The organism is Mycobacterium sp. MS1601, from assembly GCF_001984215.1.
Classification (GTDB): Bacteria; Actinomycetota; Actinomycetes; order Mycobacteriales; family Mycobacteriaceae; genus Mycobacterium.
The window spans coordinates 1,147,402-1,167,990 of sequence record NZ_CP019420.1 but is presented as its reverse complement, the minus strand read 5'-3'; the positions used below and the strand labels follow the sequence as shown (position 1 = coordinate 1,167,990).

Below are 20,589 nucleotides of genomic sequence, written 5' to 3'. Positions count from 1 at the left end.
GTGTGTTTTCTGTCGGTGTCGCAGGTAGTGATGCCGTCGTGCTGACCGGCCGGTAACCTGGCTGGATGGAATCCGGCGGCGACCGCGACACCGCAGATCCCAGAAGCCTTCAGCGCCCCCCAAAGTCGTTCTGGTCACGGGTACGTGCCGGTTCCTGGGCGGCTACCTGACTGCGCGTTTGGCCGCCAACCCCGCTATCGACAGGGTGATCGCGGTGGATGCCGTGACACCCAGCAAAGACATGCTGCGGCGCATGGGCCGCGCTGAATTCGTCCGTGCCGATATCCGAAACCCGTTCATCGCCAAGGTGATTCGCAATGGCGATGTGGACACGGTGGTGCACGCCGCTGCAGCCTCCTACGCTCCGCGCTCGGGTGGCCGGGCAACTCTTAAAGAGCTCAACGTCATGGGTGCGATGCAACTGCTGGCCGCCTGCCAGAAGGCTCCCTCGGTACGGCGGGTGGTGCTCAAGTCCACGTCGGAGGTCTACGGCTCCAGCCCGCACGACCCGGTGATGTTCACCGAGGACAGCAGCAGCCGCCGTCCGCCTCGGGACGGGTTCGCCCGCGACAGCATCGACATCGAGGGGTATGCACGCGGGCTGTCGCGGCGGCGTCCCGATATCGCGGTGACGTTGTTGCGGTTGGCCAACATGATCGGTCCCGCGATGGACACCGCTCTGTCCCGCTACCTCGCCGGCCCTGTGGTCCCCACGGTGGTGGGGCGCGACGCGCGCCTGCAGTTGTTGCACGAGCAGGACGCTCTCGGGGCGCTGGAGCTGGCCACCATGTCGGGCAAGGCGGGAACGTTCAACGTCGGTGCCGGCGGAATCATCATGATGTCGCAGGCGATCCGGCGTTCGGGTCGGCTGGCGATGCCGCTGCCGTCGGCGGGGGTGCGGGTGATGTATTCGCTGCTGCGTGCCACCAGCGGAACGGAGTTCAACCGCGACCAGCTGGCGTACATGAGTTACGGCCGGGTCATGGACACCACACGCATGCGTACGGAGTTGGGGTATGAACCCAAGTGGACGACGGTGGAGGCGTTCGACGACTACGTGCGCGGCCGGGGTTTGACTCCGATAATCGACCCGCGGTGGGTACGCTCAGTGGAGGGGCGCGCCGTGGCAGCAGCACAGCGTTGGGGCAGCTAGAAATGCATTCAATCGGGCGGGGAGAGGGTGGCCATCGTGTCGGGTGAGCCAAAAGCGAAAGTCATTCCGCTGCACGGTAATTCGAGCCGTGCAGCGGCAGCGCGGCGCGCGTCGCTGCGTGCCGACGCGGCGCGGCGCCATCCGTCTCTGCTGTCCCAACCGGATACTCATGCCACTGCCGAGCAGATGGCCGCGGTGGTCCGTGAGATCGACGCCCACCGCAGTGGTGCCGGTCCAGGTGGTGTCCAAGACGACAGCCCCAACGAACTGGCTCAACGAATCGCAGCGCTTGCCGAGTTCGCGCGTAAGCGTCTCACCGGCGACTACATAGTCGACGACTTCGGCTTCGATTCCCACCTCAACGAAGCTGTCTTTTTGCCTTTGCTGAGATTCTTTTTCCAGTCCTGGTTCCGGGTCGAGGTCAGTGGTATCGAGAACTTGCCCGAAGAGGGCGCGGCCCTGGTGGTGGCAAACCACGCCGGGGTGCTGCCGTTCGACGGGCTGATGACGTCGGTGGCCGTCAAGGACCATCACCCCACCCACCGGGATCTGCGACTGTTGGCCGCTGACATGGTGTTCGACATGCCGGTGCTGGGCCATGCCGCGCGCAAGGCGGGGCACACCATGGCCTGCACCGCCGACGCCCACCGACTGCTCGCGGGTGGCGAGCTGACGGCCGTGTTCCCCGAGGGCTACAAAGGGCTCGGCAAACAGTTCAAGGACCGGTACAAGCTGCAGCGGTTCGGCCGGGGCGGATTCGTCTCGGCGGCGTTGCGGACCAAGGCGCCCATCGTGCCGTGCTCCATCGTGGGCTCCGAAGAGATCTACCCCATGCTCGCCGATGTCAAGCTGCTGGCGCGGTTGCTCGGATTGCCGTATTTCCCTGTGACGCCGCTGTTTCCGTTGGCCGGGCCGGTGGGGCTGGTGCCACTGCCGTCGAAATGGCACATCGCCTTCGGCACGCCCATCAGCACCGCGGACTACGACGACGCCGCGGCCGACGACCCGATGGTCACCTTCGAGCTCACCGATCAGGTCCGCGAGACCATCCAGCAGACGCTGTATCAGTTGCTGGCGGGCCGCAGGAACATGTTCTTCGGCTAGAAAGCGCCACAACGCGCTCGAGACGGAAACCAGACGACAGAATCAGAGAAATATGTTGTCTGGCTTCCGTCTGGAAGGCTCGGGTCAGCCCTTGGTCAGCGTGAACTGGCAGATGTCGGTGTAGCCCTCACGGAACAGTTCGGCGCAGCCGGTGAGATAGCGCATGTACCGGTCGTAGACCTCTTGGCTCTGGATGGCCACGGCCTCGTCCTTGCGGGACTCGAGCGCCTCGGCCCACAGATCCAGCGTCTTGGCATAGTGCAGCCGCAGCGGATGCACCCGCGCGACGGTGAACCCCACCCGCTCGGCATGCGCCTCGACGGCGCTGACCTGCGGGAGGTCACCGCCGGGGAAGATCTCGTCCATGATGAACTTGAAGAACTTCAGCTTGTTCATCGTCAGCGGCAGACCGCGATCGGCGAAATCGGAGTCCTCGGGCTTGACGATCGTGTGCAGCATCATCGTGCCGTCGTCGGGCAGCAACGCATAGGCCTTGTCGAAGAAGGCCTCGTAACGGTCCCGGCCGAAGTGTTCGAAGGCGCCGATCGACACGATCCGGTCGACAGGCTGGTCGAACTCTTCCCAGCCCTGCAGACGGACCTCGGCGCTGCGGCCGGATTCTCGCACCGCCGCCGAGTTGGCGAGCAGTTTCCGGACGTAGCCGTGCTGATTCTCGCTGAGCGTCAACCCGATGACATTCACATCGTGCTTCTCGACGGCGCGGTGAATCGTGGCGCCCCAGCCGCAGCCGATGTCGAGCAGGGTTTGTCCGGGTTTGAGGTCGCATTTGCCCAGTGACAGGTCGATCTTGGCGATCTGGGCCTGCTCCAGCGTGTAGTCGTCCTGCTCGAAGTAGGCGCAGCTGTAGGTCTGGGTGCGATCCAGGAAGAGTCGGAAGAAGTCGTCCGACAGGTCGTAGTGGGTCTGCACGTCCTCGAAGTGAGGTGTGAGAGCACCGTTGTGTGGTTCGCTGGCCGAGGGCATAGCCGCCGACACTATGCTCCGGTGATCCTCGATGCAATTGCCGCAACCTGTGCATCGGTGTCCGCATCGCTGACCGCCTCGCCGAGCATGGTGACGACGGTGGTCAGTACCGGTTCTCCGTTTGCGTCGGTGACTTCACTGCGCAGTTCAGCAATCACAGCGCCGTGCGACTCGGTGACGTCATCCAGGTAAGAGTCGAAATACAGGACATCGCCAGCAACGATCGGCCGGTGAAACTCCAGTTTCTGGTTCCGGTGCAGTACACGCGCCAGATTGATGCCGACGTCGAACTTCTTGAACATCTCCATCTGCACCCGCCTGCCGGCGACGGCGATGAACGTCAGAGATGCCACCACGGCGTCGTAGCCGAGTTCCCGGGCGGCCTGCTCGTCATAGTGCGCGGGGTGTTCGTCCTTGACCGAGCTGGCGAACTCGCGGATCTTCTCCCGGCCCACGACAAAGCTGTCGTGATAGCGGTAATGCGTGCCGATGATCTCTTCAGCAATGGCCATGGCTGGTGACGCGTCCTTTGCACTGGTGTTCAGCGGCGGAGCTTATCAGCGTCGGCTCTCCTCCCCGGCTCCTCCGTCGCCGCCTCGTCGTCCGACGCGGCTTATCAGCGTCGGCTCTCCTCCCCGGCTCCTCCGTCGATCAGCGTCGGCGTGACGCCACGGCCGCCAGCGCTCCACCTGCGGCTCCCAGCGCCAGCGCCGACGGCACCCCGATCCTGGCTGCCTTGCGGGCGGTACGGAAATCGCGGATCTCCCAGCCTCGTTCCCGGGCGAGGTCACGCAGATCGGCGTCGGGGTTGATCGCAACCGCGGTGCCGCACAGCGTGAGCATGGGCACGTCGTTGTAGCTGTCGGAATAGGCGGTGCAGCGACGCAGGTTGAGTCCCTCGCGGATGGCCAGCGCGCGCACGGCGTGGGCCTTGCCGGTGCCGTGCAGGATCTCACCGACCAGCCTGCCGGTGAACACCCCGTCCACCGATTCGGCGACGGTGCCCAGCGCGCCTGTGAGGCCGAGTTTCTTCGCGATGGTGGCCGCGAGCTCGTAGGGCGTGGCGGTCACCAGCCAGACCTGCTGACCGGCATCGAGGTGCATCTGGGCCAGCGCCCGGGTGCCCGGCCAGATCTTGTCGGCGATGATCTCGTCGAAGATGTCCTCGCCGAGTGCCACCAGTTCGGCGGTCGGTCTGCCCTCGATGAACGCGAGCGCCTTGCGTCTGCCCTCCGCCACATCTGCGCTGTTCTCCCGCCCGGTCAGCTGGAACTTGGCCTGGGCGTAGACGAAGCCGAGGACATCGCCGTAGGTGAAGTACTTCCTGGCGGCCAGTCCGCGCGCGAAATGCACCAGTGACGACCCGTGCACCAGGGTGTTGTCGACGTCGAAGAACGCGGCGGCGGTCAGGTCGGCCGGCGGCGGCGGGGGCGGTTCGGTGCTCTCCAGCGCGGTGGCCTCGACCTCGGAAAGGCCCTGCGAGGCGCGTTCGGCGCTGGCCTCGCCCGCGACCCCCTGCGCACCGTCGACATGGCGCCCGAGCATCGCGGACCCCCTTCCTGGCCTATCGACTGCAGATCACCCTACTAAGACAGGTTGCCTGCGGGCTTGGGAGACTGACTCAGGTGAGTCGCGCACAGGTGTTATTGCTGACCCGGGATGGCTGCAGTATCTGCGTCCGGGTCCGGGACCGACTGGTGCAGTTGGCCGCTGAACTGGACTTCGACCTGACGACAGTGGACGTCGACGCGCGGGCCGCCGAGGGTGATGCCGGCCTGCGGGCGGAGTTCGGCGACCGGCTGCCGGTGGTGATGCTGGACGGGGTCGAGCACAGCTACTGGGACGTCGACGAGCCGCAGCTGCGGGCTGACCTGGCAGCCAGGCAGAGGTGAGTCACAAAACCGCCGATCAATTTGGTGGCCTGCAGCTCAGGGGCTACCGTGGACGACAGTTTCTGCCGAAGTTGGCAAGCTTTTTCACCGTTGGCGGCAAGGGAGCGTGCTAGGTGATCGCTCGATTGGTGGCGTGTCTGTGAGCGTCTTGCTGTTTGGAGTTTCCCACCGTAGCGCGCCGGTCTCGGTGTTGGAGCAGCTCTCCACCGACGAGTCCGACCAGGCCAAGATCATCGACCAGGTGTTGCAGTCGCCTCTGGTGACCGAGGCGATGGTGCTCTCGACCTGCAACCGTGTCGAGGTCTACGCAGTGGTCGAAGCGTTCCACGGCGGCCTCTCGGTCATCGGGCAGGTGCTCTCGGAGCATTCCGGGATGACGATGGGCGATCTCACCAAGTACGCCTACGTCCGTTACGCCGAAGCCGCGGTCGAGCATTTGTTCTCGGTGGCCTCGGGCCTGGACTCCGCCGTCATCGGCGAGCAGCAGGTGCTGGGCCAGGTGCGCCGCGCCTATGCCGCCGCCGAGACCAACCGCACGGTCGGCCGCACCCTGCACGAGCTGTCGCAGCGCGCACTGTCGATCGGCAAGCGGGTGCACGCCGAGACGGGGATCGACGCCGCCGGCGCGTCTGTGGTGTCGGTGGCACTGGGCATGGCCGAAGGCCGGCTCGACGGGCTGGCCGGCCGGTCGGCCGCGGTGATCGGTGCGGGCTCCATGGGCGCGCTGTCGGCAGCGCACCTGGTGCGCGCGGGCATTGCCACGGTGCATGTGGTCAACCGCTCCATGCCGCGGGCGCAGCGGCTGGCCGAGAACCTGCGTGAGCAGGGCGTCGACGCCCACGCGCACAGTCTCGACGACGTGGCCGTCGCGATGGCCGACGTGGATGTGGTCATCAGCAGCACCGGCGCCGTGCGCCCGGTGGTGTCGCTGGCTGACGTCCACAATGCGCTGGCCGGCGGCAACCGCCAGCTCGTCATCTGTGACCTGGGCATGCCGCGGGACGTGGACGCCTCCGTCGCCGGGCTGCCCGGGGTCTGGGTGGTCGACATGGATCGCATCCAGCGGGAACCGGCGGCGCGCGCTGCCGCGTCCGACGCCGACGCGGCCCGCCGGATGGTGGCTGCAGAGGTTGCCACTTACCTGGCCAGCCAACGGATGTCGGAGGTCACCCCCACCGTCACCGCGTTGCGCCAACGCGCCGCCGACGTGGTGGAGGCCGAGTTGCTGCGGCTGGACAACCGGCTGCCGGGGCTGGACATCGCGCATCGGGACGAGGTGGCCAACACGGTGCGTCGGGTGGTCGACAAGCTGTTGCACGCGCCCACCGTGCGGGTGAAGCAACTGGCCAGCGCGCCGGGCGGCGACAGCTACGCCGAGGCGCTGCGCGAGCTGTTCGAGCTGGATCCCACCGCTGTCGACGCAGTGGCCACCGCGGGTGAATTGCCTTTGGTGCCAACGGATTACGAAGGTCCTCGACCTGAGGCGGCCGAGTCATAGTTGTCCGGCTCTATGACTAGGGACAAGCCATTGATCCGCATCGGCACCCGTGGCAGCCTGCTGGCGACGACGCAGGCCGGGGTCATCCGGGACGCTCTCATCGAGCACGGGCACAACGCGGAACTGGTGATCATCTCCACCGCCGGTGACCGCTCGTCGGCGCCGATAGCCGAGATCGGTGTCGGTGTCTTCACTGCCGCACTGCGCGAAGCCATCGCCGACGGCGAGGTCGACATGGCCGTGCACTCCTACAAGGATTTGCCCACCGCGCAAGACCCCCGATTCGTGATCGCCGCGGTGCCGGCCCGGGCGGACGCCCGTGACGCGCTGGTGGCCCGTGACGGCCTGGTGCTGGGGGAGTTGCCGGCCGGCTCTGTGATCGGAACTTCCAGCCTGCGCAGGGCGGCACAGCTTAGAGCACTGGGTCTCGGTTTGGAAATCCGCCCCCTACGAGGCAACCTAGACACCAGGTTGAACAGGGTAAGCAGCGGTGATCTGGACGCCATCGTGGTGGCCCGGGCGGGGTTGGCCCGCATCGGACGCCTCGATGTTGTCACCGAGACGCTGGAGCCGGTGCAGATGTTGCCGGCGCCGGCTCAGGGGGCACTGGCGGTGGAGTGCCGTGCCGGTGATTCCGACCTGGTGTCGGTGTTGTCCGTTTTGGACCACTCCGACACTCGGATCGCGGTCACCGCAGAGCGAACCTTGCTCGCCAAGCTGGAGGCGGGATGCTCCGCACCGGTGGGCGCGATTGCCGAGGTGGTCGAGTCGATCGATGAGGACGGTCACGTCTTCGACGAACTGTCGTTGCGCGGTTGTGTGGCGGCGGTGGACGGATCCGACGTGATTCGCGCGTCCGGCATCGGGACTCCCGAGCGGGCCGAGGAGCTGGGGCTCTCGGTCGCGACGGAACTGTTCGAGCTCGGGGCGCGCGAGATCATTGCGGACACGCGATGAGAAGTAGAGCGGAGCGACAATGACCTCCCACACGACGACGACCTCCCAGACCGTTGGTCGGGGCCGGAAGCCGAAGCCGGGGCGCATCCTGTTCGTCGGTTCCGGACCGGGCGACCCGGGCCTGCTGACGACGCGGGCACGCGCCGTGCTGGTGAACGCCGCGTTGGTGTTCACCGACCCCGACGTACCGGAACCGGTGCTGGCACTTGCCGGTTCGGAGCTGCCGCCGGCCTCCGGACCCGCGCCTGCGCCCGAGAAGAAGGACGGCGCCAAGGATAGTTCGGTCCAGTCGAGCAGCGACGGGGTGATCGCCGACGAGATCGCCCCACCCGTGGTCGATCTCGGCCCCGACATCCGCCCCGCCCTCGGCGATCCCGCCGAGGTGGCCAAGACCTTGGCCCACGAGGCCCGCACCACCGGCGTCGACGTCGTGCGCCTGGTCGCCGGTGACCCGCTGTCGGTGGACGCGGTGCTGGCGGAGGTCAACGCCGTCGCCAAGACCAACCTGGTCTTCGAGATCGTGCCAGGACTGCCCGCCGCCACCGCGGTGCCCACCTACGCCGGGCTGCCGCTGGGTTCGGCGCACACGGTCGCAGACGTCCGCGGTGACGTCGACTGGGCGGCTCTGGCCGCCGCTCCGGGCCCGCTGATCCTGCACGCCACCCCGCAGCACCTGGCCGACTCGGCGCGCACGCTGATCGAGCACGGCCTGGTGGAGAGCACGCCGTGTGTGGTGACCGCCCAGGGCACCACCTGTGCGCAGCGCAGCGTCGAGGCCACGCTGCACGAGCTGACCGACCGCGCCGCCATCGGTGCAGGAGAGCCCGCCGGCCCGCTGACCGGTCCGCTGGTGGTCACCATCGGCAAGACCGTTTCGCACCGCGCGAAGTTGAACTGGTGGGAGAGCCGCGCCCTGTACGGCTGGACCGTGCTGGTGCCCCGCACCAAGGACCAGGCCGGCGAGATGAGTGACCGTCTGGTCAGCCACGGCGCGCTGCCCATCGAGGTGCCCACCATCGCCGTCGAGCCGCCGCGCAGCCCCGCGCAGATGGAGCGTGCGGTCAAGGGCCTGGTCGACGGCCGCTACCAGTGGGTCGTGTTCACCTCCACCAACGCGGTGCGTGCGGTGTGGGAGAAGTTCGGCGAGTTCGGGCTCGACGCGCGTGCGTTCTCGGGGGTGAAGATCGCGTGTGTGGGTGAGGCCACCGCCGACCGGGTGCGGGCCTTCGGTATCAGCCCGGAGCTGGTGCCGTCCGGCGAGCAGTCCTCGCTGGGGCTGCTGGACGAATTCCCGCCCTTCGACGACGTTTTCGACCCGGTGAACCGGGTGCTGCTGCCGCGCGCCGACATCGCCACCGAGACGCTGGCCGAGGGGCTTCGCGACCGCGGGTGGGAGATCGAGGATGTCACGGCCTACCGCACCGTGCGTGCGGCTCCGCCGCCGGCGCAGACGCGCGAGATGATCAAGACCGGCGGGTTCGACGCGGTGTGCTTCACCTCGAGCTCCACGGTCCGCAACCTGGTGGGTATCGCCGGAAAGCCGCACGCGCGCACCATCGTTGCCTGCATCGGCCCCAAGACCGCCGAGACGGCAGCCGAGTTCGGGCTGCGGGTCGACGTGCAGCCGGAGACCGCGGCCATCGGTCCGCTGGTCGAGGCGCTGGCCGAGCACGCCGCCCGGCTGCGCGCCGAGGGTGCGTTGCCTCCGCCGCGTAAGAAGAGCAGGCGCCGCTAGGCATGCGTCAGCGTCCACGCCGGTTGCGTTCGACGCCGGCCATGCGCCGGTTGGTGGCCGAGACCTCCTTGGAGCCACGGCATCTGGTGCTGCCGATGTTCGTCGCTGACGGCATCCGCGAACCGCGCCCCATTTCGTCGATGCCCGGCGTGGTGCAGCACACCCGCGAGTCGTTGCGCCGTGCGGCAGCCGATGCGGTGGCCGCCGGGGTGGGTGGGCTGATGCTCTTCGGAGTGCCGCGCGACGAGGACAAGGACTCGCGCGGTTCGATCGGTATCGAGGCCGACGGCATCCTCAATGTGGCGTTGCGTGATCTGGCCAAGGATCTTGGTGAGGACACCGTGATCATGGCCGACACCTGCCTCGATGAGTTCACCGACCACGGCCACTGCGGCGTGCTGGATGACCGTGGCCGGGTCGACAACGACGCCACCAATGAGCAGTACGTGAAACTGGCTGTGGCACAAGCGCAATCGGGTGCGCACGTAGTCGCTCCCAGCGGCATGATGGACGGGCAGGTGGCCGCCATCCGCGACGGCCTGGACGCCGCGGGGCACTCCGACGTCGCGATCCTGGCGTATGCGGCGAAGTTCGCCTCCGCGTTCTACGGTCCGTTCCGCGAAGCGGTGGGCTCCAGCCTGCAGGGTGACCGCCGCACCTATCAGCAGGACAGCGGCAACGCGCGGGAAGCTCTGCGTGAGATCGAACTCGACATCGCCGAGGGCGCCGACATGGTGATGGTCAAGCCCGCGATGAGCTATCTGGATGTGGTGCGCCAGTGTGCCGACATCTCGCCGGTGCCCGTCGCGGCCTATCAGATCTCCGGCGAGTACGCGATGATCAGCGCCGCGGCCGCCAACGGGTGGATCGATCTGCAGGCCTCCGCGTTGGAGGCGTTGGTCGGGATTCGCCGGGCAGGCGCGGACATCGTGCTGACCTACTGGGCGGCCGACGTGGCAGGCTGGTTGGCGTGAGCCATCCGCAGGGTTACTACCCACCGCCTGGACACCAGCCTCCGCCGGCCCCGAAACCCAAGCGCGAACGGCCCGCCGACGTCGACACCGGCTTCTGGCTGTGGGTGATCGCGCTGCCGCTGATGAGCATCAGCTACACCGTTGATGCGATTTCGGGGGAGAACAGCGTTGCCCTGGGCATCGCCATCTCGCTGACGGTGTTGTTCGTGGTCGACGCGTTGGTGGTGACCTTCTTGATCCTGATGCGGTCCGGCTACCGCTGGACCCGCACGGTGCTGACAGCAGGCGGACTGGCGTCCATTGTCTCGACCGTGTTCGGATTGTTCGCCGCAGGCCGCCCTCCGTGGGCCGCGGTGAGCTCGGCGGTCACCGGCATTGTCGGCGTTGTTCTGATCGCCGGCGGTATCTACCTGCTGCACCGCAAAGAGTCGCACGAGTTCTTCACTCGCTGACGGGCTGCCGTGCCGCCATACACGTGTGGTGCACCGCGCAAATCGCAGGCCGGGCGTAGCCGGATGCTCACCGTCGTGGCAGCCGGCCCGCGCTGTCATTTTTGCCCGGCTCCTCACGCCCTCGTTCCTCGGGCGATCGGTCGCCGAGCGCTGTCATTTTTGCCCGGCTCCTCACGCCCTCGTTCCTCGGGCGATCGGTCGCCGAGCGGTGTCTGATTTGCCCGGCTCCTCACGCCCTCGTGCCTCGGGCGATCGGTCGCCGAGCGTAAGCTGACCCGACCATGACCTCGACTCCGGCCACCCCTCGCCCCAAAGCCGTGGACACCGCATTCTGGCTGCTGGTCGCGGGTGCGATTCTGCTGGTGATCAACGGCCTGATGGCGACGACGCTGAGCTTCACCTCGGTCAGCGATCCCCGGTTGCAGAACTTGCTGGTGTTCCAGCGCGGGTTGGGCATTCTGTTTGTTGTCGTGGGCGCGGCTCTGGGATTCGTCACCGGCAAGATGCGCCAAGGTGACGCTCGATTCCGCCGTGCCACCATCGCTTTCGCCGCCACCATCACAGTGTTGGTGTTGGGCCTGGCCGTGCTGGCGAAGGCCGTCTTCGTGGTGGCGCTGCTGGCCGTGGTGCCCGTGATCGTCGGGGCGCTGATGCTGACCCGCCCGCCGGTGGTCGCCTGGTTCATCGAGCAGGACACTGCCGGTGGCTGAGGGGCCGCAGCGCGTGCTGTTCTTCGAGAAGGGCGCCAGCTGGTACTGGGTGCTGGCGGGTCCCGCTGCGGCCCTGGCCATCCTCGGCATCCAGCTCAGCAGCGGCGCGGGCGTGCAATGGGTGGTGCCGACGGCGTTCTTCGTGCTGGTGTCGGGGTTCATCGCGGTGCAGATCAAAGCCGCCCGGATTCACACCTCGGTCGAGTTGACCGAGACCTCGCTGCGTCAGGGCACCCAGACCATCAGCGTCGACGAGATCGTTTCCGTCTACCCCGCGCCCAAGAACGCGACTCGCAGTTACTACGACGACCGCCTGCTCAACAAGAATGCGGGTAAGGGAAATGCGTTGGCCAGTCGGGCGATGAAGAAGGCCGGGATCGACCCTGCCGACCTGCCTGCGCCCAAGCCGAAAGAAGCCGACGATTCGGCGACCGTGGCGAAGTGGCAGTCTGCGCGCGCGCTCGGTGAGCTCACCGGTGTTCCTCGCGGGCGTACCGGGATCGGTCTCAAGCTCACCAAGGGGCGCACCGCACAGGCCTGGGCGCGTCGGCATGCCGAGCTGCGGGCGGCGCTGACCGAGCTCATGGACAGCCGGTCATGACGCAGCGCAAGCGTGCGGCGGTCGAACTGATCCTGGCGCTGGCCGCGGTTGTCGGCGCGGCGTTCAGCGCGGCCAACGTGCGTGAGATCGTCGACGTCGCCCCCATCACCGCGGGGGAGCCGCCTACGACATCGTGGGTGTATCACGCTCCGCCGCTGGTCCTGGCGTTGTTGTTGGTGACGGTGGCCGGTGTTCTGGTGGTGCTCGGGGTCGCTCGCTGGCGGAGGTCCCAAACCCATACCCCCTAGGGGTACCATGGCGTCATGACCAATTCCTCGGTGAGCACCGTCGCGACCGATCTCGATCTGCGCGGGATGACGTGCGCGTCGTGTGCGGCCCGCGTCGAGCGGGGTCTCAACGGCCTCGACGGCGTCCAGGCCAGCGTCAACTTCGCCGTCGAACGTGCCCACGTCGAGCATGATCCGGCCGTCACGGTCAGCCAGCTGATCGGGGCCGTGGAAGCCGCGGGCTACCACGCAAGCCCGGTGCCCACCCCCGGTGAACAGCCCGTTTCGGACGTCCAGGAACCGAGTCTGCGCAACCGTCTCATCGGATCGGCGATCCTGGCGGTACCCGTGGTGGTGCTGTCGATGGTGATGGCGTGGCAGTTCACCGGTTGGCAGTGGCTGGTGCTCGCGTTGACCACACCCATCGTGGTGTGGGGTGGCTACCCGTTTCACCGGGCCGCTGTCACCGCGGCCCGTCACGGCGCGTCCACCATGGACACCTTGGTCTCGCTGGGCACCCTGGCGGCCTATCTGTGGTCGACATTCACCGTCGTGACGAATCCCGGCCCGCATTTTCACCAGCACGTCTACTTCGAGGTGGCCGCTGCCGTCACGGTCTTCCTGCTGGCCGGCCGCAACGCCGAAGCCCGCGCCAAGCGGTCGGCGGGCTCCGCGCTGCGGGCACTGCTGACCCTCGGCGCCAAGGATGCCGTGGTCATCCGGGACGGCGCCGAGGTGCAGATCCCGGTGGCGGACATGAAGGTCGGCGACATCTTCGTGGTGCGACCCGGTGAGCGGGTGGCCACCGACGGTGAGGTGGTCGACGGCAACTCGGCGCTGGACACCTCGGCAATGACGGGGGAGTCGGTGCCGGTGGATGTGACGGCCGGCTCCGCGGTGCTCGGCGGGGCGGTCAACACCTACGGCCGTATCCGGGTCCGGGCCACCAGGGTGGGCGCCGATACCCAGCTGGCGCGCATGGGTCAGCTGGTCACCGATGCCCAGAACGGCAAGGCGTCCATTCAGCGGCTGGCGGACCGGGTGTCGGCGGTGTTCGTCCCCGCGGTGCTGGTGATCGCGGTGTTCACGGTGGCCGGCTGGCTGCTGGCCGGCGCGGGTGTGGCGTCCGCGTTCACCGCGGCTGTCGCGGTGCTGATCATCGCCTGCCCCTGCGCGCTGGGGTTGGCTACGCCCACCGCGATCCTGGTGGGTACCGGTCGCGGCGCCCAGCTGGGTGTGCTGATCAAGGACCCGCAGGTGCTCGAGACCGTGACCGGCATCGACACCGTGGTGTTGGACAAGACCGGCACCGTCACCACCGGGCGGATGACGGTCGGTGCGCTCGACACCCGCCCCGGTGAGGACGCCGACGAGGTGCTGCGGCGCGCCGCCGCTGTGGAGGCCGCTTCCGAACACCCGGTGGCGGCGGCGATTGTCGCCGCCGCTCGCGCGCGTGGCCTCGACCTGCCCGAGGTCACCGACTTCGAGAACCAACCCGGCATCGGTGTTTGCGGTGTGGTCGACGGGGTGCAGGTGCGCGTCACCCGGCAGGGTTCGATCACCGGTATCGATCTGCTGGCACCCGCGCCTGCCACGCCCGGCACCGGGGTCGACGTCACCTGGGACGGCCGGGTCCGCGGCACCATCCGGCTGGCGGACGTGGTGAAACCGAGCAGCGCGGCGGCCATCGCCGAGTTGAAGGCCATGGGCATCACGCCGGTACTGCTCACCGGTGACAACGAGGCAGTGGCGAACGACGTGGCCGCGCAGGTCGGCATCGACCAGGTGATCGCGGGGGTGCTGCCCACCGAGAAAGCCGAGGCCGTCAAGCGTCTGCAGGCCGACGGCAAGAAGGTCGCCATGGTGGGCGACGGCGTCAACGACTCGGTGGCGCTGGCCACCGCCGACATCGGTATGGCGATGGGCACGGGCACCGACGCGGCCATCGAGGCCGGTGACGTCACGCTGGTGCGCGGGGATCTGCGGACCGTGCCGACGGCGTTGCGGTTGTCGACGCGCACGCTGTCCACCATCCGGGTGAATCTGTTCTGGGCGTTTGCCTACAACACCGCGGCCATTCCGTTGGCGGCGTTGGGGCTGCTGAACCCGATGATCGCCGGTGCGGCCATGGCGGCGTCGTCGGTGCTGGTGGTGGCGAACAGCCTGCGCCTACGCCGTTTCAGCTAGACGTTGGAACAAAGGTCAAAATCTGTAACACTGTTGCAGTGACCGAACTGGCGGATCAGAACACCCAGGTGCAGCCCGACGCGCTCCCACTCGGGGCCGACTCGTTGATCTGGAAGTATTTCGGCGACAATCGCATGTTCCTCATCGGACCGCGCCCCGGGGTGCTCCAGCTGATGCTGGCCGAGCTCGGCCAGGGTGTGCAGGACCACTCGGTGTTCTTCGCCGACACCGCAGCGCGGATCAAGCGTTCATTGCCGCCGATCTTCCGCACCGTCTACGGCTCCGATGACCAGAACGCCGGCATCCAAGTGCGCGACTTCCACCACAACATCAAGGGCGAGATGCCCCAGACCGGGCAGCGCTACCACGCGCTGGATCCCGACACCTACTTCTGGGCGCACGCCACCTTCCTGGACCAGGTCTTCTACTTCGCCGACACCTTCGTCAAGCGGCTGACCGACGCCGAGAAGGAGCAGATGTACCTGGAGGCCAAGACGTGGTATCGCCGCTACGGCGTGAGCGACCGGCCCATGCCGACCACCTACGCCGAGTTCCAGAAGTACTGGCAGCACATGCTCGACGACGTGGTGCTCGATCACCCGTCGGCGACCTACAGCGTCGGCTACGTCACCAAAGGGTTTCCGCGCCCCAAAGGTGTGTCACCGCTGGTGTGGTCGGTCGCGCAAAAGGTGTTCAACCCGGTGGCAGCATTCCTGACCACAGGTGGCATGCCGCCGCAGGCCCGGGCGACGCTCAACCTGCCGTGGACCGCCCGGCAGGAGCGTCGTTACCAACGTTTTGCCGCGTTCTGGCGCACCCGGGGTGTGAACTGGGTGTGGAATCAGCTGCCGATGTCGGTGCGCTACAACAGAATTGCACAAGCTGGTTTCGCGAGGGAGGGCGCGTGACCGACCCTGCCACCACCAAGATCCTCGACGCCGCCGTCGCCGAGTTCGAACGACACGGTTTCCGGCGGGTGGCTCTCGACGACGTCGCCAGACGGGCGAAGGTCAGCCGTACCACCATCTACCGCCGGTTCGCCAACCGTGACGAACTGGTGGCCGCCGTGATCGACCGTGAGAACATCGCACTGTGCGCCGATATCGCCGCCGAGCTGAAACACCAAGCACCGCAGTCGAACTACTACGTGGAGGCGTTTGTCTCGGCGATCGTGCGATTTCGCAACCACCGCGTGCTCAACCAGCTCATCGCCGACGACCCGGCACTGGCACTGGAACTGGCGCGCGAGCACTACGGTGCTGCGGTGCTGCGCATCGCCGACGCGCTGGAGCGCATCTTTCCTGCCGGCTTTTCCGACCGGGTGGGGCCGGCGGTGGTCAACGAACTGGCCGACGCGATCCTGCGCTACGCGATGATGGCGCTGCTGCTGCCCGGCGCACAGCCTCTGGAGTCCGCCGAGGACCTGCGCAGTTTCGCGGCAGCGCACTTCTTGCCGAGTCTGCCTGCGGCGCTGCGCACGGTGTCCGTATAACTCAGAGCATGAGCGCACTCGAGGACGTCGCACCCGCCTTCGTCGGCATGGCCCACCAGATCGTCTGGGCGTCGGTGGCCACGGTGGGCGCTGACGGCAGGCCCCGATCCCGCATGCTGCACCCCATCTGGGAGTGGGACGGTACAACGCTGACCGGATGGATCGCGACGGGCCCCACCCCGATCAAGCGGGCACACATCGCCGCACACCCCTACGTGTCGATCAACTACTGGGCTTCGTCGCACGACACGTGCAGTGCCGAGGCCTCTGTCGAGTGGGTTGTCGGCGACGCTCAGAAAATCGAGCTGTGGAACCGGTTCAAGGAGGGTCCGGCACCGGTCGGCTACGACCCGGCCATCATCGAACCCTGGGCGGATGGGCCCACCTCGCCCGCGTTCTCCGGCTGGAAACTCACGCCGTCGCGGCTGCGGGTGATGCCGGGCACGATCATGACCCGGGGTACGGGGGAGCTGCTCACCTGGCGACGGTGAGCGCAGCAGTGTCGACGGCGCAGAGCCGGGACCCGCCGGCTCGATTGCTGTGAGTCTCCTGGCAGCCTTGCTGTTGTCGTCATCACGATGCCCTGAAGGCATTGTCGAACAATCGCTTTCGGCAACGCCGCCCCGATCGACGGTCGGGACCCCGTACCGATGTATCCAGTAAATTGACAGCCCCGTCACAGCGCATTCATAGGTTTGGATCGGTTACCTACATATAGGTTAGCCTCCCCTAATCGAACGTCGTCTGCAGTGAATCGTGTGAACGTGGAGGTCCAGGTGAAGGTGTGCGTCGTCGGGGCGGGGCCCTGCGGATTGACGACCATCAAACAGCTACTCGACGAAGGGCACGACGTCGTGTGCTTCGACAAGAACCCGGACCTGGGTGGCATCTGGCTGCGCCACGAGGGCGACGAGGACACCACGAAGGCGTTCGACAACCTCATGCTCACCATCTCGATGAAGCTGATGGCCTACTCCGACCATCCGTTCCAGGGAGAGCGCCGTTTCTATTCGCGGGAGCAGTACCTCAACTACCTCAAGGGCTACTCCGACCGCTACCGGCTCGCCGAACACATCCGCCCGGGCCACACCGTGACCGGCCTCAAGCGCAACGCCGATTCGTGGACCGTCACCGTGGAGCACGACGGCATCGAGACCACACAGGAGTTCGGCGCCGTCGCCATCTGCTCCGGCCCCTTCAAGACACCACACAAGACCATCCCCGGGCTCGAGGACTTCACCGGCGAGATCGTGCACTCGGCGGAGTACCGCAACAACAAACGATTCGCGGGCAAGCGCGTCCTGGTGGTCGGGCTGGCCGAATCCGGCGCCGACATCGTCCGTGAGATCGGCGACGTCGCCGAGGCCTGCACTCTGGCCATCCGGTCCTACACCTTCCTGCTGCCGCGTATCTACAACGGCACCCGCAGCACCGACCACGGCACCGTCCGCGCCCACCTGCACGAGATGTATGACCGTAGCTCCGACTACCCGCAGCCCCTGCAGACCTTCTGGGGTACCAGCAAACTCGCCAAGGCGCTGTTCGTCACGCTGTCGGTGGTTTACGGATTCGCCACCGCGGCCGTCGGCGTGGTCAACAAACTGAGGGGTCACCGCACCGCGCCGCCGCTGGTGAACCCGATGGGAGAGCCGGTGCTGCCCGCCAAGCTCGACATCGGCACCGTCGACACGCCCGAGAACATGGAGCTGATCAAGGACTGGAACCGACGGTCGCACCGCGACGGCAGCTGGAGCCAGCGGGGCATCTTCTGCAAGAACGTCAGCTTCGTCCCCAGCATCGTCTCCGGGCGAGTCACGGTGAACGACTCCGGAATCGAGCGGTCCGACGGCAAAAAGGTCTTCTTCTGCGACGCGAAGGCAGCCGAATTCGACACCGTGGTCCTGTGCACCGGCTACGAGAAAGACCTGCGACTGGGTGACCTCGAGGTCAAGGACAACAACGTCCGCAACCTCTACAAGCACTTCCTGCATCCCGACCACAACGGCACCGCGGCCTTCATCGGCTTCGTCCGGCCGTTCTCCGGAGGCATCCCCATCTGCGCGGAGATGCAAGCGCGCTACTTCGCGCTGGTGTGCAGCGGCAAGCTAGCGCTCCCGGCCGATCTCGAGCAGGTCATCAGCCGCGAGAAGGATTGGGAGGAGCACTGGACGTCGCTGAGTCCGCGGCACACCGAGTCCATCCCGTCGCAGATCCTCTACCTGGATTCGCTGGCCCGTGAGGTTGGCTGCCTGATCCCGATGCGCAAGCTGGTGCTCAACCCGAAACTGTTCGTGCAGCTGTGGTTCGGCAGCTTCAACCCGTCCTGCTATCGCGTTGTGGGCCCGCACAATCGGGGCCCGCTGGCCCTGGCAGACCTCTACTCCGAGCCCGTCGAGGACCGGTTCCGGGTGGCGTTCAGATTCTCCCTGTTGCGGTTGATGCCCTCGAAGGTGCATCCCAAGCACCTGTTCGGCTGACGATGCCGCTCGGAGATGTCCTGCACGGGTTGACCATTCTGGCGCTGGTGGTGCTGGCCTCGCTGGCTGCCGGACGGCTGTTCGCCAGCATCCGGCAGCCACGCGTGCTCGGCCCCATCAGTCTAGGCATCGCAGTGGGGACGGCCATCGCGGCGTGCTCGGAAGATGTTCGGGCCGTGCTGATTCCGCATACCTCCAAGTACCTGCTGGAGGCCGCGGGCACGGCTGGTCTGCTGCTGCTGATGTTCCTGGTGGGCGCGGAGTTGCGTGGGGTGGGTGCCGCTGACCGGCCGACGTTCAGCTGGCGGATCCTGCCGTGTGTGGTGCTGCCGATCCTGATGTGTGCGCTGGTCGCCTGGCCGTTCGGCGAGCACCTCGGGGTGACGGGCGACCACGCGGGCTACGGCTGGCTGTTCGTCGGCATTGCACTCGGTGTCACCGCCGTCCCGGTGCTGGTCACGATCATCGCGGATCTGGGCATCGGGTCGTCGCCGGTGGCCGGGGCGGCGCTGCGGATCGCCGTGGTGACCGACGGGCTGGCCTGGATCCTGGTGACCGCCTTGGTGATCGCCACGCACCTGGGTGACGTCTCGGTCGCAGCGCTGGCCGCCGGTGCGGTTCTGCTGGTGGTCGTCACCGTGGTCATTCCGCGGGTGGTGGCGCAGGTGCAAGGGGGACCCCTGGTGGTCGTCATGGTGGTGTCGGCGCTGGCCGGTGCTGCCGCCACGCAGTTCCTGGGTTTCCACCCCGCCATCGGCGCCGTGCTTGCGGGCTTCTTCTTCCCCGCGGGGCGCCTGGACGCCGGCGCCCAGCGAACGTTCGGTTCGGTGGTCGATGTACTGCTGCCGGCGTTCTTCGTCAGCGCCGCGATGTCGGTACCGCTGCAGGCGCTGCGTGATCAGGTCAGCTGGGCAGGAATGGTGTGCTTGGCGGCGCTGGCGGTTGTCGCGTTCGTGTCAAAACTGACCGCAGGCGGTGTTTTCGGGGCGCTGCATAGGTGGGACTGGCGCTCGTCGATGCGACTCGGTGTGCTGCTGAACTGCCGCGGTGTCACCGAGATCGCCATTGCGTCAGTGGGTTTCCAGGCCGGCCTGGTGAGCCCGTTCGGCTTCGCGATGCTGTGCGGGTTGGCCATCGTCACCACGGCGGCGACGACCCCGCTGTACCGGGCGCTGGCCGATACGACTGATCACAGCCTCCCACGGGTGTAGCCGCCCGCTGGCCTTCGCGGTCCTACGGGCTGAAGGGACGCAGCACCTTGTTGATCAGAGCAGCATCGATCCCTCACCGGCTGACGCCTCTGAGCAGGGCAGGAGCAGTCACCAGGCATGCTGGAGGAATGACTGACCTGCTCGACACCGAACCGCTGTGGGATCTGGACGAGTTCCGAAGGCTGCGCGAGGAGTTCTCCCGGTTCATGTTCTCCTACAAATTCGGTATGGAGGAGGTCACCACCAAGGTCGGGATCCTGCAGCAGGAGTTCGAGCATCTGCAGCAGTACAACCCCATCGAGCACGTCACCAGCCGGCTCAAGACACCCGACAGCGTGCTGGACAAGATCGCCCGCAAGAAGTGCCCGCCGCGGTTCGACTCCATCCGCAAGACCATCACCGACATCGCGGGCGTCCGCATCACGTGTTCCTTCACCTCGGACGTCTACCGAGTGTCCGAAGCGTTGACCAGGCAGGATGACGTCATCGTGCTGGAGGTCAAAGATTATGTGCGCCAACCTAAACCAAATGGCTACCGCAGCCTTCACCTGATTCTCGAGGTGCCGGTGTTCCTCTCCACGGGGGCGGTGACGGTACCGGTGGAGGTACAGCTGCGCACCGTCGCGATGGACTTCTGGGCCAGCCTGGAGCACAAGATCTACTACAAGTACGACGGTGAGGTGCCCGGCGACATCTCGCAGACGCTGGCGGAGGCGGCGGAGACCGCGGCCCGGCTGGACACCGAGATGGAGCGGTTGCACCACGATGTCCACGGGGATCTGCCGCCCGTGCCGGCGGAACTGGCACGCGGCAGCATTCCCTTGCCCGACGAGGTGATCCTGCGGATGATGCAGGTGGGCTTCTCGTCGCGGCCAATGTAGAACCGCCCACAACGTCACGCTGGCAGCGTCACAACGGATATATATCGATGACGA

Annotated in this window: 21 protein-coding genes; 18 read left to right on the top strand and 3 right to left on the bottom strand. The window is 66.9% G+C overall.

Annotated elements, in window-relative coordinates:
• The first annotated feature begins 61 nt into the window (after positions 1 to 61).
• Complete coding sequence (locus BVC93_RS05615; protein ID WP_083736306.1) at positions 62 to 1,153, top strand: SDR family oxidoreductase; 1,092 nt, start codon at positions 62 to 64, stop codon at positions 1,151 to 1,153.
• Positions 1,154 to 1,180: 27 nt separating this feature from the next.
• A complete protein-coding gene (locus BVC93_RS05610; protein ID WP_192860207.1) occupies positions 1,181 to 2,257 on the top strand; it encodes a lysophospholipid acyltransferase family protein in 1,077 nt (358 codons plus the stop codon).
• 84 nt (positions 2,258 to 2,341) lie between these two features.
• Here the strand turns inward: BVC93_RS05610 and BVC93_RS05605 are convergent, their stop codons facing one another.
• From BVC93_RS05605 to BVC93_RS05595, 3 genes are all read right to left on the bottom strand, one after another.
• Positions 2,342 to 3,241, bottom strand: a complete 900-nt coding sequence (locus tag BVC93_RS05605; protein ID WP_083736305.1) for a cyclopropane mycolic acid synthase family methyltransferase — start codon at positions 3,239 to 3,241, stop codon at positions 2,342 to 2,344.
• An 11-nt stretch (positions 3,242 to 3,252) separates the two neighbouring features.
• Positions 3,253 to 3,753, bottom strand: a complete 501-nt coding sequence (locus BVC93_RS05600; RefSeq protein WP_083736304.1) for an FAS1-like dehydratase domain-containing protein — start codon at positions 3,751 to 3,753, stop codon at positions 3,253 to 3,255.
• 139 nt (positions 3,754 to 3,892) lie between these two features.
• On the bottom strand, positions 3,893 to 4,786 hold the full coding sequence (locus BVC93_RS05595) for an HAD family hydrolase (protein ID WP_083736303.1): 894 nt from the start codon (positions 4,784 to 4,786) through the stop codon (positions 3,893 to 3,895).
• Between the two features lie 80 nt (positions 4,787 to 4,866).
• On the opposite strand from BVC93_RS05595, the gene BVC93_RS05590 reads away from it, so the two are divergent.
• The 16 genes from BVC93_RS05590 (at position 4,867) to BVC93_RS05515 (ending at position 20,535) form a co-directional block, all read left to right on the top strand.
• Positions 4,867 to 5,133, top strand: a complete 267-nt coding sequence (locus BVC93_RS05590) for a glutaredoxin family protein (RefSeq protein ID WP_442929022.1) — start codon at positions 4,867 to 4,869, stop codon at positions 5,131 to 5,133.
• A 139-nt stretch (positions 5,134 to 5,272) separates the two neighbouring features.
• Positions 5,273 to 6,631 carry a glutamyl-tRNA reductase gene (locus BVC93_RS05585; protein ID WP_083736302.1) on the top strand — a complete coding sequence of 453 codons (1,359 nt, stop codon included), beginning with the start codon at positions 5,273 to 5,275 and terminating at the stop codon, positions 6,629 to 6,631.
• A 30-nt stretch (positions 6,632 to 6,661) separates the two neighbouring features.
• Positions 6,662 to 7,588: a hydroxymethylbilane synthase gene (gene hemC, locus BVC93_RS05580; protein WP_083736301.1), complete on the top strand. Its 927-nt coding sequence runs from the start codon at positions 6,662 to 6,664 to the stop codon at positions 7,586 to 7,588.
• 19 nt (positions 7,589 to 7,607) lie between these two features.
• Positions 7,608 to 9,323: a uroporphyrinogen-III synthase gene (locus BVC93_RS05575; RefSeq protein WP_083736300.1), complete on the top strand. Its 1,716-nt coding sequence runs from the start codon at positions 7,608 to 7,610 to the stop codon at positions 9,321 to 9,323.
• A 2-nt stretch (positions 9,324 to 9,325) separates the two neighbouring features.
• Positions 9,326 to 10,297 (top strand): porphobilinogen synthase, encoded by a 972-nt coding sequence (hemB, locus tag BVC93_RS05570; RefSeq protein WP_083736299.1) that lies wholly within the window; start codon positions 9,326 to 9,328, stop codon positions 10,295 to 10,297.
• On the top strand, positions 10,294 to 10,749 hold the full coding sequence (locus tag BVC93_RS05565) for a hypothetical protein (protein WP_157516785.1): 456 nt from the start codon (positions 10,294 to 10,296) through the stop codon (positions 10,747 to 10,749). The genes hemB and BVC93_RS05565 overlap by 4 nt, the downstream gene beginning before the upstream one ends.
• A 281-nt stretch (positions 10,750 to 11,030) precedes the next feature.
• Positions 11,031 to 11,459, top strand: a complete 429-nt coding sequence (locus BVC93_RS05560; RefSeq protein WP_083736298.1) for a hypothetical protein — start codon at positions 11,031 to 11,033, stop codon at positions 11,457 to 11,459.
• Entirely contained in the window at positions 11,446 to 12,060 is a 615-nt protein-coding gene (locus BVC93_RS33870) for a DUF3093 domain-containing protein (protein ID WP_442929070.1), read from the top strand. Before BVC93_RS05560 ends, BVC93_RS33870 begins: the two co-directional genes overlap by 14 nt.
• Positions 12,057 to 12,308 carry a hypothetical protein gene (locus BVC93_RS33495; protein WP_083736297.1) on the top strand — a complete coding sequence of 84 codons (252 nt, stop codon included), beginning with the start codon at positions 12,057 to 12,059 and terminating at the stop codon, positions 12,306 to 12,308. The genes BVC93_RS33870 and BVC93_RS33495 overlap by 4 nt, the downstream gene beginning before the upstream one ends.
• A 15-nt stretch (positions 12,309 to 12,323) precedes the next feature.
• Positions 12,324 to 14,474 (top strand): heavy metal translocating P-type ATPase, encoded by a 2,151-nt coding sequence (locus BVC93_RS05545; RefSeq protein ID WP_083736296.1) that lies wholly within the window; start codon positions 12,324 to 12,326, stop codon positions 14,472 to 14,474.
• Between the two features lie 38 nt (positions 14,475 to 14,512).
• Positions 14,513 to 15,382, top strand: a complete 870-nt coding sequence (locus tag BVC93_RS05540) for an oxygenase MpaB family protein (RefSeq protein WP_083736295.1) — start codon at positions 14,513 to 14,515, stop codon at positions 15,380 to 15,382.
• Positions 15,379 to 15,966 carry a TetR/AcrR family transcriptional regulator gene (locus BVC93_RS05535; protein ID WP_083736294.1) on the top strand — a complete coding sequence of 196 codons (588 nt, stop codon included), beginning with the start codon at positions 15,379 to 15,381 and terminating at the stop codon, positions 15,964 to 15,966. Before BVC93_RS05540 ends, BVC93_RS05535 begins: the two co-directional genes overlap by 4 nt.
• A gap of 8 nt (positions 15,967 to 15,974) precedes the next feature.
• Positions 15,975 to 16,457, top strand: a complete 483-nt coding sequence (locus tag BVC93_RS05530; RefSeq protein ID WP_083736293.1) for a pyridoxamine 5'-phosphate oxidase family protein — start codon at positions 15,975 to 15,977, stop codon at positions 16,455 to 16,457.
• 258 nt (positions 16,458 to 16,715) lie between these two features.
• The gene (locus tag BVC93_RS05525) at positions 16,716 to 18,443 is read left to right on the top strand and encodes a flavin-containing monooxygenase (protein ID WP_236950256.1); all 1,728 of its coding nucleotides are present in this window, start codon (positions 16,716 to 16,718) and stop codon (positions 18,441 to 18,443) included.
• 2 nt (positions 18,444 to 18,445) lie between these two features.
• A complete protein-coding gene (locus tag BVC93_RS05520) occupies positions 18,446 to 19,654 on the top strand; it encodes a cation:proton antiporter (protein WP_083736292.1) in 1,209 nt (402 codons plus the stop codon).
• Positions 19,655 to 19,782: 128 nt separating this feature from the next.
• Positions 19,783 to 20,535, top strand: coding sequence for a GTP pyrophosphokinase (locus BVC93_RS05515; protein WP_083736291.1), 753 nt, complete (start codon positions 19,783 to 19,785; stop codon positions 20,533 to 20,535).
• Positions 20,536 to 20,589: the final 54 nt, after the last annotated feature.

Bases quoted from the DNA above. Each gene is read 5' to 3' on its own strand.
- BVC93_RS05605 (WP_083736305.1), bottom strand. From the start codon at position 3,241: ATGCCCTCGGCCAGCGAACCACACAACGGTGCTCTCACACCTCACTTC.
- BVC93_RS05600 (WP_083736304.1), bottom strand. From the start codon at position 3,753: ATGGCCATTGCTGAAGAGATCATCGGCACGCATTACCGCTATCACGAC.
- BVC93_RS05595 (WP_083736303.1), bottom strand. From the start codon at position 4,786: ATGCTCGGGCGCCATGTCGACGGTGCGCAGGGGGTCGCGGGCGAGGCC.
- BVC93_RS05575 (WP_083736300.1), top strand. From the start codon at position 7,608: ATGACCTCCCACACGACGACGACCTCCCAGACCGTTGGTCGGGGCCGG.
- hemB (WP_083736299.1), top strand. From the start codon at position 9,326: ATGCGTCAGCGTCCACGCCGGTTGCGTTCGACGCCGGCCATGCGCCGG.
- BVC93_RS05560 (WP_083736298.1), top strand. From the start codon at position 11,031: ATGACCTCGACTCCGGCCACCCCTCGCCCCAAAGCCGTGGACACCGCA.
- BVC93_RS33495 (WP_083736297.1), top strand. From the start codon at position 12,057: ATGACGCAGCGCAAGCGTGCGGCGGTCGAACTGATCCTGGCGCTGGCC.
- BVC93_RS05545 (WP_083736296.1), top strand. From the start codon at position 12,324: ATGACCAATTCCTCGGTGAGCACCGTCGCGACCGATCTCGATCTGCGC.
- BVC93_RS05530 (WP_083736293.1), top strand. From the start codon at position 15,975: ATGAGCGCACTCGAGGACGTCGCACCCGCCTTCGTCGGCATGGCCCAC.
- BVC93_RS05520 (WP_083736292.1), top strand. From the start codon at position 18,446: ATGCCGCTCGGAGATGTCCTGCACGGGTTGACCATTCTGGCGCTGGTG.
- BVC93_RS05515 (WP_083736291.1), top strand. From the start codon at position 19,783: ATGACTGACCTGCTCGACACCGAACCGCTGTGGGATCTGGACGAGTTC.